Origin of the sequence: Streptomyces sp. 8L (assembly GCF_020176795.1) — a bacterium.
Lineage (GTDB): Bacteria > Actinomycetota > Actinomycetes > Streptomycetales > Streptomycetaceae > Streptomyces.
Genome location: NZ_JAIUKE010000154.1, coordinates 1 through 14,130 on the forward strand (window position 1 = coordinate 1; position 14,130 = coordinate 14,130).

Here is a 14,130-nt window from a genome sequence, read left to right on the forward strand (position 1 = left end):
GCCGGGACCGGCGCGTACGGGGGCGGGGCGGCACGCTCTCCTCGGCGCCCTTAGGGTCGATGGCATGGCACGACCCAGACGTATCGTCCTCGTCCGGCACGGCGAGTCGGAGGGCAACGCCGACGACTCGGTGTACGAGCGCGTGCCCGACCACGCGTTGAGTCTGACCGAGCACGGAGAGTTTCAGGCCGAGCAGACCGGGAAGCGGCTGCGCACCGAGTTCGGGCGCGAGCGCGTGAGCGTCTACGTGTCGCCGTACCGGCGCACCCACCAGACGCTGCGGGCCTTCGGACTCGACTCCGATCTGGTCCGGGTCAGGGAGGAGCCGAGGCTGCGCGAGCAGGACTGGGGCAACTGGCAGAAGCGCGAGGACGTACGGCAGCAGAAGGCCTACCGCGACGCCTACGGGCACTTCTTCTACCGCTTCGCGCAGGGGGAGTCGGGCGCCGACGTGTACGACCGCGTCGGCGCGTTCCTGGAGAGTCTGCACCGTGGGTTCGAGGAACCGGACTCACCGCCGAACGTGCTGATCGTCACGCACGGCCTCACCATGCGGCTCTTCTGCATGCGGTGGTTCCACTGGTCGGTCGCCGAGTTCGAGGCGCTGGCCAACCCGGGCAACGCGGAGACCAGGACCCTGTTGCTGGGCGAGAACGGCCGCTACTCGCTGGACCGGCCCTTCGCCAAGTGGCGTGAACCGCAGCGGTACGACGTCGCCTGACGCCGGTCGGGGCCGGCGCGTGATCCGGACAGGCGCTCGCCGTGCAGGCCCTGCGGGGTGCGGTGCCTTGGAGGTGCGACGGCGTCGCACCCGCCCCGCCGCCCGCGACCATGTCGCGTCGGCCAGGACCGCGCTCGCTCACTCCTTCGCCCGGCGCCACTACGTCGACCGGGGGCACGGCCCGGCCGGGCGTGCAGCGCGTGCCCGGTTCCGGTACGCGGACGGCCGCCCGCGCGGGCGGGGACCCAAGAAGGCCCCGCGTGCCGGGCCTTGGGTGCCATGGTCCACATGGTGGGTACCCCGGCTGTCGCGGTCGGTTCGAGCGGCGTACGCTAGCGAGCGCCATGCCGTATGAAGCACCCACGCACACCGTCGAGCGCTCGCTCCGCGCCACCACGGGCGCGAAGACCGTAGCGGGTATCGACGAGGTCGGCCGTGGAGCGTGGGCGGGGCCCGTCACGGTGTGCGCCGCGGTCACCGGACTGCGCAGGCCGCCGCAGGGACTCACCGATTCCAAGCTCCTGACCCCGAAGCGCCGCGGCGAACTCGCCGCCGTGCTGCACGAGTGGGTCACCTGCCACGCGCTGGGACACGCCTCGCCCGAGGAGATCGACGACCTCGGGATGACGGAGGCGCTCCGGCTCGCGGCGGTACGCGCCCTGGAGGCGCTGCCGGTCGTCCCGGACGCGGTGATCCTCGACGGCAAACACAACTACTTGGGCGGGCCCTGGCGCGTCCGCACGGTCATCAAGGGCGACCAGTCCTGCGTGTCCGTCGCGGCCGCGTCCGTGCTCGCCAAGGTCCGCAGGGACGCGATGATGGCCGAACTCGGGGCCACGGCCGCCGAGTACACGCCGTTCGCCTTCGACGACAACGCCGGCTATCCCTCGCCGGTGCACCGGGCCGCGCTGGAGGAATGGGGGCCGACACCGCACCATCGGATGTCCTGGTCCTATCTCGACGCGCTGCCCCGATGGCGTCATCTGAAGAAGACCCGCATCCTGGCGGATACGGCCGCAAGCGAGGACGGGGTCCAACTCGGTCTCGATTTCTGAAACTTCCGACAAAGCCTCCCGTCCGTGTGCCTTACGGCCGCAGACACATGGGTACAGCCGCAGACATAGGCACACATGTACCCACCCGCCGACGCTGTCCAGGCCGGCGTTTGATAGACATCCAGTCATGCCTCTCACCCCCGAGGAGCCTCAGATTCCCGAGAGAGCCCAGGGTCCCCGCGCGACACCGGCCGCAGGCCACACCGCGCCGACCCCTCGTCCCGTACCCGGTCCGCGTCCCGTCCCCGGGCCGCGATCGGCGGCCACCCCGCCGGCCGGCCGGGGGGGGCCGCGACCCGCGCCGCCGGCGGCGCCGCCGGCGCCCCCCCCCCCCCGCGCCCCCCCCCCCCCGGCCCCCGCCCCGCGAGGCCGGCGGCGCCGCCGGCGCAGCGCTCGCACGGGTCCGCAGGTCAGCCCCAGGCGCCTGCGCGGAGCGCGCCCGCCACCGCACCCCAGATCCAGTTGATCCCCGCCCCGGCGGACGGAGCGCTCGACGCCGCGGAAGAGGCCGTCGACATGCTGCTCGACTCGGGCCGCGCGCCCGGCGACGTCCTGGTGCTCACCACCGGTGAGCAGCACCCGTGGGCGACGCACGAGCTGTCCTTCGGCGAGGCGTCCTACTGGGCGCAGCACGACGCCGCGGAAGACGTCTTCTTCGCCGACGGTACTGCCGTGGAGCGGGCACGTCCCCGTCCCGTGGTCGTCGTCGCCGTCAACGGCGGGGAGGACACCGTCTCCCGTGTGCTGCCCGCGGCACTCAAGCGCGCCTCGGCGCTGCTCATCGTGTGCGGCGACCCGCAACGGATCAACTCCGTGCTCGGCGCGGGCGTCTGAGCCGTACCTGACCCGGGGGCCGGGCCCTGAGGGGGCCGGCGGCCGGGTTGTGCGCGTACGGGACGATGGCCGGGTTGTACGCGCGACCGCGACCGTACGTTACGTATGCGGTCGCGCGGCGTTCGGTGCGGGCGACCGGGCGACCGGGCGACCGGGCGGCGAGGCGGCCGGGCGGTGAGGCGCCGGGCCCGCCGCCGCTCAGCGCGCTGCCGTACGGTGCAGCGCGACCGGGCCGCCGCCCGAGCGGGCCGGCGGCGTGGTGGCGTGCCCTGCCGAGGACGCGAGATCGACGGGAGCCGAGCGGGAGTTGGGCCGACGGCCGCCCCGGCCCTCGCCCAGCACCTGCCAGCCGCCGGCCGTCAGCGTGATGTACGCGCCGCAGCGCAGGCCGTGCAAAGTGCAGGCGTCCCGCAGCCCCCACATCCACGCCCCGTCCTCCTCCGTCCACCGCTCGTCGCCCTCGCGGCAGTAGAGCAGGACGGCGGTACGTACCGGCGTACGGCGCCGCAGGTCGTGCGGGATGACGCGGCGCAGATGCGCGAGGAGCGCGTTGCGGAACTCCCAGCCGTCCTCCTGCGCGGCGCGGCGTGCGAACGAGGCGCTGGCGACGAGGCGTTCCTCCGGGTCCAGCACCGCCACCACCGCCGTGCCGGGCACCGGGCGGTGCCTGCTGTGCAGGCCGCCGACGATCTCGCGCGGGCTGCGCAGCAGCGGAATACCGGCTGCGGCCCACTCCGAGGGTTCCAGGATGCGGACCAGATGGCTGGGCCGCCCCCCGGCACGGCCGGTCGGAGCGGCTGCGGACGAAGCGAATCCGAAGGTCACGATTCTCCCTTCGCAGACGCGTCCACGCGGCATGCATGGTCCAGTAGGAGGCGCACCGCACAGAGCCGCTCGGGGGGCGCGAGCGGGAGGATACGGAGGCACTACCGATTCTCGCCGCCCAGCCGTCATGCGGCAACGAGCAATTGAGCCGGGTGACCGTAATGCTCTGGTATGTACGCCATATTCGTCGCCCCGGGTGACAGCCGGCGGCGCACACCACGGCTGGCGTCACGCCCGGACGGCCAGGACCAGAGGGACCAGCCCTGTGCTGCGGCCCCCGTGATGGCCGGCCCGCGCCCGCGCACATCCGGGCGCCGCCGCTCTTCCGGGACCCGTCCGCGGCGTGTCCGTACGGACAACGCGCCCGTACGGACAACGCGCCCGCGCCGCCCGGGGCAGCACTGTTCCTCCGGGGAGTGTCCGCGTTCCCCCGAGGGGAGTCCGCACCGACACACCTGCGGGGCCCGACTCCTCCGGGGACGGACGGCCGTCACGCGGGGTGAGGTGGCCGATTGTCGGAGTCATCGGGTTGCATGGGGGCATGGACAACCTGGAGCTCCGCACCGAAGCCGACACCATCCTCGCCGAGCTCGTCGGCGACCCCGGCGGTCCGGCGCGGCTGCGCGAGGACCAGTGGCAGGCGGTGGCGGCCCTGGTACGGGAGCGCCGGCGCGCCCTGGTGGTGCAGCGCACCGGCTGGGGCAAGTCGGCGGTGTATTTCGTCGCGACGGCCCTGCTCCGCCGGCGCGGCTCGGGTCCCACGGTGATCATCTCGCCGCTGCTCGCGCTCATGCGCAACCAGGTCGAATCGGCGGCGCGGGCCGGCATCCGGGCGCGCACGATCAACTCGGCCAATCCGGAGGAGTGGGAGACCATCTACGGGGAAGTGGAGCGCGGCGAGACCGATGTCCTCCTCGTCAGTCCCGAACGCCTCAACTCCGTGGACTTCCGCGATCAGGTGCTGCCCGAGCTCGCGGCCACGACCGGACTGCTGGTCGTCGACGAGGCGCACTGCATCTCCGACTGGGGACACGACTTCCGTCCCGACTACCGCCGGTTGCGCTCGATGCTCGCCGAGCTGCCCGCCGGAGTGCCGGTGCTCGCGACCACGGCGACCGCCAACGCGCGGGTCACCGCGGACGTGGCCGAGCAACTGGGCACCGGCGCAGGCGAGGCCCTGGTGCTGCGGGGCCCGCTGGAGCGGGAGAGCCTGCGCCTCGGCGTGGTCGGGCTGCCGGACGCCGCGCACCGCCTGGCCTGGCTCGCCGAGCACCTGGACGAGCTGCCGGGCTCGGGGATCATCTACACGCTCACCGTCGCCGCGGCCGAGGAGGCCACCGCCTTTCTGCGACAGCGCGGCTTCCGCGTGGCCGCGTACACCGGCAAGACGGAGAACGCCGAGCGGCTCCAAGCCGAGACCGACCTCCAGGAGAACCGGGTCAAGGCGCTGGTCGCGACGTCGGCGCTCGGCATGGGGTTCGACAAGCCCGACCTGGGCTTCGTGCTCCACCTCGGCTCACCCTCCTCGCCCATCTCCTACTACCAGCAGGTGGGGCGGGCGGGCCGTGGCGTCGCCCACGCCGACGTACTGCTGCTGCCGGGCAGGGAGGACGAGGCGATCTGGCGCTACTTCGCCGATACGGCCTTTCCGCCCGAGGCGCAGGTGCGGGCCACGCTCTCGGCTCTCGCGGAGGCGGGAAGGCCGCTGTCCGTGCCGGCCCTTGAGGCGGCCGTGGATCTTCGGCGCAGCCGGCTGGAGTCGATGCTGAAGGTGCTCGACGTGGACGGCGCGGTCAAGCGGGTCAAGGGCGGCTGGACGGCCACCGGGGCCGACTGGGTGTACGACGCGGAACGCTACGCGTGGGTGGCGCGGCAGCGTGCCGCCGAGCAGCAGGCCATGCGCGACTACGTGGGCACGTCCCGGTGCAGGATGGAGTTCCTGCGGCGGCAGCTGGACGACGAGGGGGCAGCGCCCTGCGGCCGCTGCGACAACTGCGCGGGCGCCTGGGCCGACTCCTCCGTTTCGGAGGAGACGCTGACGGGCGCGGCGAAGGAACTGGACCGGCCGGGCGTCGAGGTCGAACCGCGCCGCATGTGGCCGACGGGGATGCCCGCACTGGGAGTCGAGCTCAAGGGGCGCATCCCGGCCGGTGAACAGTGCTCGACGGGGCGCGCACTCGGGCGCCTCTCGGACATCGGCTGGGGCAACCGGCTGCGCCCACTGCTCGCGGAGAACGCGCCCGACGGACCGGTCCCCGACGATGTCCTGCGGGCCGCTGTGTCGGTCCTCGCGGACTGGGCCCGCTCTCCCGGCGGCTGGGCGGCTGACGGACCCGACTCCACCGCCCGGCCGGTCGGGGTCGTCGCCGTCCCGTCGCTGGCCCGCCCGGAACTGGTCGGTTCCCTCGCCCGGGGGATCGCGACCGTCGGCCGTCTGCCCTACCTGGGGGCCCTCGCGTATGCCGGGGCCGGCGGTGCGCACGCGGTGCGCCGCAGCAACTCCGCCCAGCGCCTGAAGGCACTGTCCGACGCCTTCGCCGTCTCCGGGGAACTGGCCGACGCCCTGTCCGCGAACGCCGGCCCCGTCCTGCTCGTGGACGACTCCACGGACTCCGGCTGGACCCTCGCGGTCGCCGCCCGCCTGCTCCGCCGGGCAGGCAGCGGGCCCGTGCTGCCGCTGGTCCTCGCCGCGGCGGGCTGAGCCGGCGGGCTGAGCTGACAGGCTGAGCCGGCGGGCTGAGCCGGCGAGCGGCTTCCGTTCGATGCGGGCGGGACCGGAGGGGCCGCAGGCGGGCTGCGGACAGGAGCCGGACGGGCCGCGAACAACGTCGCTCTCGCGATGGGCGCGGGGCGGGCGGTGCCGGGTGGGCTGCCCGGCTCGGGGCGGGCAGCGCCGCGCTCACCCGCGAGTCCTCGCTGACCGGACCGACGGACGGGTCTCCCGGATTCGGGCGCGGATCGCGGCGTCGAAGCGGTCGGCGTCGCGACCTGGCGGGCGGGGCGCGTCGCCGCGTGGGCAAGAGGGCACACCGTCCGCATACCAGCCGGGCCGGTACAGGCCAGGCCGGTGCGAGCCAGGCCAGTCCGACCCGGGCGACCGGGCATATGACCTGACCAGGCCTGTGGACAAGGTTATCCACAGGGGTCGCGCCGCGATGTGCTTCCGCGGGACGGTCATGCCATGAGCAACCACCACGACACGACAGACCCCGCCGAAGAGCAGCCGATCACCCTGCGCGGCCCGGCCGAACTGGTCGACGCGCTGCCTTACCTCCTGGGCTTCTGGCCCAGCGATTCCGTCGTCCTCGTCACGCTCCACGGCGACCGCGCCCGTTTCGGCGGCCGGCTCAGGCTTGGCATCCCGCCCGGGCCTGAGGAGTGGCGCCCCGCCGCCGAACACCTCGCGGAATACGCGGTCGAGGCCTCGGAGCGGCGCGGCGCCCGGCCCGACGGCATCCTCGTCTTCCTCTGCCAGGACCCCGATAGGGCGAGGAGCGAGTCGGGTCGTCAGGTCATGGAGCGGCTGCGGCCCTTCGCCCAGCAGCTGCGCACCGCCTGCGGCGCGCTCGACGTGCCGGTGCTGGAGGCGCTCTGCGTCTCCGACGGCCGATTCTGGTCCTACTGCTGCCCGGACGCGCGCTGCTGCCCGCCCGAAGGCACGGAGACGGTACTGCCGGGCACCTCGGTGATGGCCGCCGCGGCCACGTACGCGGGCCTGCGCGTGCGCGGCTCGATCAAGCAGATGGAGAGCCGTATCCAGCCGCGCGACAGTGTCTGTACCCCCGAGCAGGCCCGTGCCTTCGACGCGGCGAGCCGGGTGATCGTGCCGGAGATCCTGGGCGGCGGCAGAACGGCCGTCGCGGCCAGGACGCTGACGCTCGCCCGCGACCTGGTGCGCCGTCTGGAGGCAGCCCAGGGGCGGCCGTCCGGGGCGCCCGAGACGGAGGCCGCGTCGGAGGCCGAGGCCGACGCCCTGGACGACGTTCTCGTCCTGGACGAGGAGGCGGCCGCGCTCGTCCTCGGGCTCCAGGACCGCGAGACCCGGGACAAGGCCGCCGCCTGGGCGGACGAGCGCGGATCGGGAGCGGCCCTGCGGCTGTGGCGCGCGCTGGCCCGGCGGTGCGCGGGGATCTACGTCGAGTACGCGGCGGCGCCACTGGTCCTCACGGCCTGGTTCGCCTGGGCGGCCGGGGACGAGCCGGAGGCACGGGTGGCCGTGTCGCGGGCGCTGACCGTCGATCCGGACTGCCGGCTCGCCAGGCTGCTGCACGAGGCGTACAACCGGGGCCTCGACGCGAGCGCCATGCGTACCTGCTTCGGCGACGAGACCGGACGGGCCGGCGCGGACCCCGCCGGACGGACCCCGCGCCCGGCCGCTGCGGTGCCCGCCGGCGCGAGGGCGGACGCGTTCGGTCAGGCCGGCCGGCGCGTCCCGCGGGCCCGGGCCCTGCGCGCGGTCCCCCGCGGCGTGCTGCGCCGGGCGCGGCCGCGGCTGCCGCGCCCGCCCGGCAGCGGGGACGCCCTGCACAGGACGGTGGAGCGGCCAGGCGGCGGCGCGGCGAGGCGGCGCTCCCGGCCGCGCGGCGGCAGGCGCGGCCGTGCGAGCGAGCGATGAGGAGCGTGACCCCAGCGCCGCCACGGGCGTTCACAGGAGCGTCGGACTCGTACCAACCGCGCCGCTCCCCGGCGGCCCGGTGCACGGAAGGCGCACCAGAGACCCCATGGCCCTCACCGCTCCGCCCGTACGAGGCGGCCTTCCGCGCGGCACGACAGCGGGCGGACCGCCCCCGCTGCACCGGCTGCTGCTCTGCGTCGCACTGCCCCACCTCGCCGTCAGCGCCGACCACGGCCAGCTCACCGGCGCCGGCATCGAGGGCTACTACCAGGCAGGGCGCCGTGTGCTGTCCCGCTGCCGGCTGCGTGTCGCCGACCGTGAACCGGTCGCGCTCCAGGGCAGGCTGGCCGCCGCCGGGCAGGCGCACTTCCTGTCTGTGGTCCGCACACCCGCCGACACCGGGCCCGACCCCGAGCTCAGCGTCGAGCGGCTGCGCGACGCCGACGGGTCGGAGCGGATCACCGTGCACAGCGCGGCCACCGGGCCGCGGCGGGTCCCCGTGGAGATCGCCTTCGGGTCCGACCTCCGCGACCTCGCCTCGATCGCCGCGGGCCGCGCGGGGCCGGAGCTGTCGGCCACGGTGCACGACGGGGGACTGCGGTGGGCCGCCGGTGACGGCGGCAGCGCCGTCGTCACCGCGGAACCCCCGCCCCAGGAGGCACTGGCGTCGCCCGGACTGCTGCGCTGGGTACTGGAGTTGCCGCCCGGCGGGTCCCGGACGATCGAGCTGCGGATTCGCGCGGCGACGACCCCCGGGTGGCGCGGCTGTTCGCCGCGAGCCTCGACGATCTCCGGGCCCTGCTCCAGCGCGGCCCCGGCGGGCCCGGTGACATCTACCCCGCGGCCGGCGTTCCCTGGCGCTGCGGGCCCCCGGCGGCGGAGGCGCTGTGGGCGGTGCGGATGGCCCTCCCGCTCGGCACGGGACTCGCCGCGGCGACTCTGCGCGCGGTCGCCCGAGGACAGATCCGCGACGGAGGCGCGGACCTCGGACGCATTCCCGGGCCGCTCAGGGACGCGGGGCCGCACCTGCCGCCGAGCTGCACCGGTGTCGAGGCGACGCTCGCCTTTCCCGTGGTCCTCGCCGAGGCGCGGCTGTGGGGCCTGCCCGGGCACGACCTCGAAGAGCTCCTGCCCGCCGCCGAGCGCTGCCTGCGCTGGCTGCGGACGGCTCTGGGCGACGGGCAGCCGCTGGGTGAACCGGGCCCCGACGGACCCCGGCGCGCGGCGACACAGGCCCACGCCCACCGGGCGGCCCTGCTCGGCGCGGAACTGCTGGAGGCATGCGGCAGGCCCGGGGCCGACGCCCTGCGGGAGGCCGCCGCCGGCCTGCGCGGGACCTTCGTGCGGACGTTCTGGATCGACGACGCGTCCGGCGGGAGGCCCGCCGCCGCGCGCACCGCCGAGGGCGGACTCCTGCCCTGGCCGAGCGCGGACCTGGCCCATCTGCTCGACACCGGCCTGACCGCCGGAGGCGGCCGGGCGCGCGGACTGCTGGACGCGCCGCGCCGCGCCCTGCTGGCGAAGGTCCTGACGGGCCCGGACCTCGACTCCGGGTGGGGGCTGCGGGGGCTCGGCGGCAGGGAGCCGGGCCACAACCCGTTCGGCCACCGCGCGGGCGCGGTCCGGGTCCATGAGACGGCCGTCGCGATCTCCGGCCTGGCCGCGGCCGGACACCAGGCGGCGGGCGTCCTGCTGCGGGGGCTGCTCGACGCCGCGGAATCGTTCGGGTACCGGCTCCCGGAGATGTACGCGGGACGGCGGCGCGCGGAGGGCGGGGCACCGGTGCCGCACCCGGCCGCGTGCCGGCCCGCGGCGGTGGCCGCGGCGGCGGGCGTCCATGTCGTCGCGGCACTCGCCGGGATCGGGCCCGACGCCCCCGGGGGACTGGTCGCGGTGCGTCCGCTGCGCGAGGCGCCGCTCGGCGCGGTCAGGCTCTCGGGCCTGCGGGTGGCGGGCGAGCCGTTCTCCGTGCGGGTGGGACGGAAGGGGCTCGGTGTGGTGGAGGAGGCTGCGGACGGCCTCCAACTCGGCGCGTGACAAAGGCCGGAAGGCGATCGGCGGGATCGGTGGACAAAGGGCGGTGCCTGGCCGCGATGGCGGGATCACGCCCTCATGAGGAGTGTTTATCGTCAGGCAGACGACTATGATCACCGCCATGTCGCCCTACGACCCGTCGGCTTTTCTCCCGTTCGCCGTGACCGTCGATCTGGTGGTGCTCACCGTGCGCGGGCACGCGCTGTGCGCGCTGGCCGTCCGTCGGGGGGAGCCGCCCTTCCAGGGCCGCTGGGCCCTGCCCGGCGGCTTTGTCAGGGGAGAGGAGAACCTGGCCGAGGCCGCCGCGCGCGAGCTGGCCGAGGAGACCGGCCTGTGCGTGCAGGACGCGGGCTCGTCGGAGCCCACGCGCACGGCCCACCTGGAGCAACTGGCGACCTACGGCGACCCGGGCCGCGATCCGCGGATGCGGGTCGTCAGCGTGGCGCACCTGGCCCTCGCACCCGACCTGCCCGCGCCGCGCGCGGGCGGCGACGCCCAGGGCGCGCGCTGGGCACCCGTCGGGGACCTGCTCGGAGAAGACCTCCTTGGCGGGTCGGGTGGCGCCGGCCGGGAGGGCGACCTGCCCGCGCCGCTCGCCTTCGACCACGCGCGCATTCTCGCCGACGGGGTGGAGCGCGCCCGTTCGAAGATCGAGTACTCGTCGCTCGCCACGGCCTTCTGCCCGCCGGAGTTCACCGTGGGCGAGCTGCGCCGGGTCTATGAGGCGGTGTGGGGCGTCGCGCTCGACCCGCGCAACTTCCACCGCAAGGTCACCGGCACGCCCGGCTTCCTGGTCCCGTCCGGCGGTACGACGACCCGTCAGGGCGGCAGGCCCGCACAGCTGTTCCGGGCCGGTGGCGCGACGGTGCTGAACCCGCCCATGCTGCGACCCGAGAGCTGACGCGGCGTCCGGATCGCGGGCGGCCCTACCGGCGCCGGAGGCCCGAGTCCGCGTTCTCGGCGACGGGCGCATCTCGGACACAGCACACTTCACCTTCCGTTGCAAATCGGACATATGGCGTTATCTTGCTGGGGTACCCGCTCTGCCGCGGAGCGGGCTCAACCCCTGCGAGAGATGAACGATGCTCCAGGCCATCGGACTGACCAGTACCCCCCGTCGCGACCAGCCGGCCGCCGTGGACGATCTCACCTTCGAGGCGAGGCCCGGCTCGGTCACGGCGCTGCTCGGCGCCCCCGGCGCCGGCAAGACCATGACCCTGCGCCTGATGCTCGGCCTCGAACACGGCCGTGGCGTCGCCTACTTCAGAGGCAGGCCGCTGCACCGCATCCCGCACCCCGTACGCGAGGTGGGCGTGCTGCTCGGTGATGTGCCGGGGCACCCGGGACGCACCGCCAGGGGCCAGCTGCGCATGCTGTGCGCCGCCGCGGGCGTGCCCGCCTCGCGCGCCGACGACCTCCTCGACGTGGTCGGGCTCGGCGCCCTGCGCGACGAGCGTCTGGGCAACCTCTCCCTCGGCATGGACCGCCGGCTCGGCATCGCCACCGCCCTGCTCGGCGACCCCCACACACTGGTGCTCGACGCGCCGTCCGCCGGCCTGTCCCCGCGCGAGACGAGCTGGCTGCACGGCCTCCTGCACGCCCACGCGGTCCAGGGCGGCACGGTCCTCTACACGACCGACGACCCCAAGGAGGCGGCCCGCGCCGCCGACCGGGTGGTCACCATCGACGCCGGGCGCCTCGTCGCCGACCAGGACGCGGCGTCCTTCTCCGGAACCCGGCTGCGCCCCCGTGTCGCGATCAGGACGCCGCACGCGGCCCGTCTTGCCGACGCGCTCAGCAAGGAGGCGCGCGCGGGCCGCCGCTCCGTCGAGGTGGTCGCCGACGGCGGCAGCAGGCTCACCGTCTACGGCAGCAGCTGCCCCGAGATCGGCGAGACCGCCTTCCGGCACGGTGTGCTGGTGCACCAGCTCGCGGACGAGATCGGTGACAGCGGGCCGGTGCCCGCCGCCCGGCAGAGCGACGAGGACGATGTGCCGCCCGTGGAGGGGGAGTCCGTCCTCGTGCGCCTGCCCGTCCCGGCCGCGCGCCGCACCAGCGCACTGCCGCCCGCGCTGGAGGCCCGCCCCCTGCGCGGCCCGCTGCGCCCCGTGCGCTACGAGCTGCGGCGGATGTTCGGTGTCAAGACGGCGCCGCTGATCTCCGCGGCCGTCCTGCTCGTCTCGCTCGCCGTCGCCCTGCCGCTCGCCCGCACCGGTACGACACCGCTGTCCGGGCTGCTCGCGGCCTGGCCCGCCCTGCTCCCGCTGCCGCCCGCCGCCATGGGCGCGGGACTCATCGGCGCCCTGTCGTACGGGGACGAGTACCGCCACCCCGCCCTCGCCGGCGCGCGCGGCACGGTGCCGCGCCGGCTCGGCCTGCTGTTCGCGAAGCTCATGGTGACGGGGGTGGTGGCCGTCCTGCTCGCCCTGCTCGCGGCGGTCGCGGACGGCGGCGCGCTCCGGCTCGTCTACGGAGCCGGTGCCGTACCGCTCCCGCACGACTGGCCGGCCCTCTGCGCCGGCTGGTCGGGCCTGGCCCTCGGGTGCGCCTGGGCCGGGCTGCTCGGAGCGGGCGTCTTCCGGATCACCGCCGCGGGTGTCACCGCGGTGGTCGCCGTTCCGGTGCTGGTCGTGCCGCTGGTCAGGAAGGTGCTTGCCGGTCCTTCGGCCCATCCGCTGGGCGGACTTGTCGACCGCCTGCGCCAACTGAGCTGGCTGGGGCGGCCCCATGGGACGGACAGCTGGCTCCTCTCGCTGCTCCGGCTCGCCACCCGCCCTGAGGCCACCGCTCTCGCGCTGTCCCTGGCGGCCCTGTTCTGCGCATTCCTGTTCACAGGGCTTCGCCGAAAGGCCCGTTGGTGACCGGTAACGCTGGCTTTTCGATCGTCGTGGCCATAACTCGCCAGACCAAAAGGTCTTTTCGGGCGTAAGAGTCACCGTCCGTCAATGGAGGTGTGAGCGCTGATCACCCTTTCGTGTGCTTTTCACCAAAGCCCTCAAGGGTGGTCGGAGCAACGCCGACAAAGGATGCGTGAGTACCCTTGCGCACACCATGATGACCTCCGCCCGTTCCGCCGATTCAGGCCTGACAGGACCGGGTGATCTCGACCGCTACCCGTTCTCCCAGGCGGCCGGCGCCGACCGGGCGGCCGCCCCCGTCTGGGAGGGCCCCGACGTGGATCTCGCCCGCGTGGGCAGGCGCCCAGCGGGCAGCCGTGGCCGCGGGCTGCACGGCCAACTCGTCCAGCAGCTCGGCCAGATGATCGTCTCGGGCGATCTGGGCGCGGACCGGCCGCTCGTACCCGAGGAGATCGGCCAGCGCTTCGAGGTCTCCCGCACCGTCGTGCGCGAGTCCCTCCGGGTGCTGGAGGCCAAGGGGCTGGTCAGTGCCCGGCCCAACGTCGGCACCCGGGTCCGTCCGGTCAGCGACTGGAACCTGCTGGACCCCGACATCATCGAGTGGCGTGCCTTCGGGCCGCAGCGCGACGACCAGCGCCGCGAGCTGACCGAGCTGCGCTGGACGATCGAGCCGCTGGCCGCCCGCCTCGCCGCGGGACACGGCAGGGAGGACGCGCAGGCCCGCCTCGTGGACATGGTCGAGATCATGGGCCACGCCCTCGCGCAGAACGACGCGATCACGTTCGCGCGCGCCGACGCCGAGTTCCACTCCCTGCTGATCCAGCTCGCGGGCAACCGCATGCTGGAGCACCTGTCCGGCATCGTCGGCGCCGCCCTCCAGGTCTCCGGCGGCCCGGTCACCGGCTGTGACCGCCCCACCGAGGGCGCGCTCGTGCACCACGCCCGGATCGCCGAGGCCCTCGGTTCCGGCGACGGGGCGCTCGCCGAGTCCGCGATGCGCCAACTGCTCACCGTCCACCCGGACGTCGAGCGCGTCGTGCCCGCCCCGCGCGAGCACTGACCGACGCGTACGCCCCGGCCGAGGAGGCATCCGTGCGGCGCGGGGGGGGGGGGGGGGGGGGGGGGGGGGGGGGCCCCGGGGGGGGGGGGGTGGGGGGGGGGGGCGGGATTTGGGGGATGGTGTGTGGG

At 75.0% G+C, this 14,130-nt stretch carries 9 protein-coding genes and 1 pseudogene; 9 read left to right on the forward strand and 1 reads right to left on the reverse strand.

Going from position 1 to position 14,130, the window contains the following annotated elements; translation table 11 throughout:
* The first annotated feature begins 64 nt into the window (after nt 1-64).
* The 3 genes from LCE31_RS14815 (at nt 65) to LCE31_RS41225 (ending at nt 2,610) form a co-directional block, all read left to right on the forward strand.
* Entirely contained in the window at nt 65-721 is a 657-nt protein-coding gene (locus LCE31_RS14815; RefSeq protein ID WP_225014722.1) for a histidine phosphatase family protein, read from the forward strand.
* A 344-nt stretch (nt 722-1,065) separates the two neighbouring features.
* The gene (locus tag LCE31_RS14820; protein WP_225014723.1) at nt 1,066-1,776 is read left to right on the forward strand and encodes a ribonuclease HII; all 711 of its coding nucleotides are present in this window, start codon (nt 1,066-1,068) and stop codon (nt 1,774-1,776) included.
* Between the two features lie 462 nt (nt 1,777-2,238).
* Nucleotides 2,239-2,610 (forward strand): hypothetical protein, encoded by a 372-nt coding sequence (locus tag LCE31_RS41225; protein WP_374118471.1) that lies wholly within the window; start codon nt 2,239-2,241, stop codon nt 2,608-2,610.
* Between the two features lie 198 nt (nt 2,611-2,808).
* On the opposite strand, the gene LCE31_RS14830 is transcribed toward LCE31_RS41225, so the two are convergent.
* On the reverse strand, nt 2,809-3,435 hold the full coding sequence (locus LCE31_RS14830; RefSeq protein ID WP_225014724.1) for a hypothetical protein: 627 nt from the start codon (nt 3,433-3,435) through the stop codon (nt 2,809-2,811).
* 541 nt (nt 3,436-3,976) lie between these two features.
* Here LCE31_RS14830 and LCE31_RS14835 point away from each other — a divergent pair.
* The 6 genes and pseudogenes from LCE31_RS14835 (at nt 3,977) to LCE31_RS14860 (ending at nt 14,002) form a co-directional block, all read left to right on the forward strand.
* Nucleotides 3,977-6,136, forward strand: a complete 2,160-nt coding sequence (locus LCE31_RS14835) for a RecQ family ATP-dependent DNA helicase (RefSeq protein ID WP_225014725.1) — start codon at nt 3,977-3,979, stop codon at nt 6,134-6,136.
* Nucleotides 6,137-6,616: 480 nt separating this feature from the next.
* Nucleotides 6,617-8,050 carry a DUF4192 domain-containing protein gene (locus tag LCE31_RS14840; protein WP_225014726.1) on the forward strand — a complete coding sequence of 478 codons (1,434 nt, stop codon included), beginning with the start codon at nt 6,617-6,619 and terminating at the stop codon, nt 8,048-8,050.
* 106 nt (nt 8,051-8,156) lie between these two features.
* Nucleotides 8,157-10,087: pseudogene (locus tag LCE31_RS14845) on the forward strand (glycogen debranching N-terminal domain-containing protein).
* A gap of 118 nt (nt 10,088-10,205) precedes the next feature.
* Nucleotides 10,206-10,985 carry an NUDIX hydrolase gene (locus LCE31_RS14850; protein WP_225014727.1) on the forward strand — a complete coding sequence of 260 codons (780 nt, stop codon included), beginning with the start codon at nt 10,206-10,208 and terminating at the stop codon, nt 10,983-10,985.
* A gap of 181 nt (nt 10,986-11,166) precedes the next feature.
* The gene (locus tag LCE31_RS14855; RefSeq protein WP_225014728.1) at nt 11,167-12,945 is read left to right on the forward strand and encodes an ABC transporter ATP-binding protein; all 1,779 of its coding nucleotides are present in this window, start codon (nt 11,167-11,169) and stop codon (nt 12,943-12,945) included.
* A 115-nt stretch (nt 12,946-13,060) separates the two neighbouring features.
* Nucleotides 13,061-14,002 (forward strand): FadR/GntR family transcriptional regulator, encoded by a 942-nt coding sequence (locus LCE31_RS14860; protein WP_308042252.1) that lies wholly within the window; start codon nt 13,061-13,063, stop codon nt 14,000-14,002.
* Nucleotides 14,003-14,130 lie beyond the last annotated feature (128 nt).

Coding starts and splice junctions, on each gene's coding strand:
- LCE31_RS14815 (WP_225014722.1), top strand. CDS start 65: ATGGCACGACCCAGACGTATCGTCCTCGTCCGGCACGGCGAGTCGGAG.
- LCE31_RS14820 (WP_225014723.1), top strand. CDS start 1,066: ATGCCGTATGAAGCACCCACGCACACCGTCGAGCGCTCGCTCCGCGCC.
- LCE31_RS14835 (WP_225014725.1), top strand. CDS start 3,977: ATGGACAACCTGGAGCTCCGCACCGAAGCCGACACCATCCTCGCCGAG.
- LCE31_RS14840 (WP_225014726.1), top strand. CDS start 6,617: ATGAGCAACCACCACGACACGACAGACCCCGCCGAAGAGCAGCCGATC.
- LCE31_RS14850 (WP_225014727.1), top strand. CDS start 10,206: ATGTCGCCCTACGACCCGTCGGCTTTTCTCCCGTTCGCCGTGACCGTC.
- LCE31_RS14855 (WP_225014728.1), top strand. CDS start 11,167: ATGCTCCAGGCCATCGGACTGACCAGTACCCCCCGTCGCGACCAGCCG.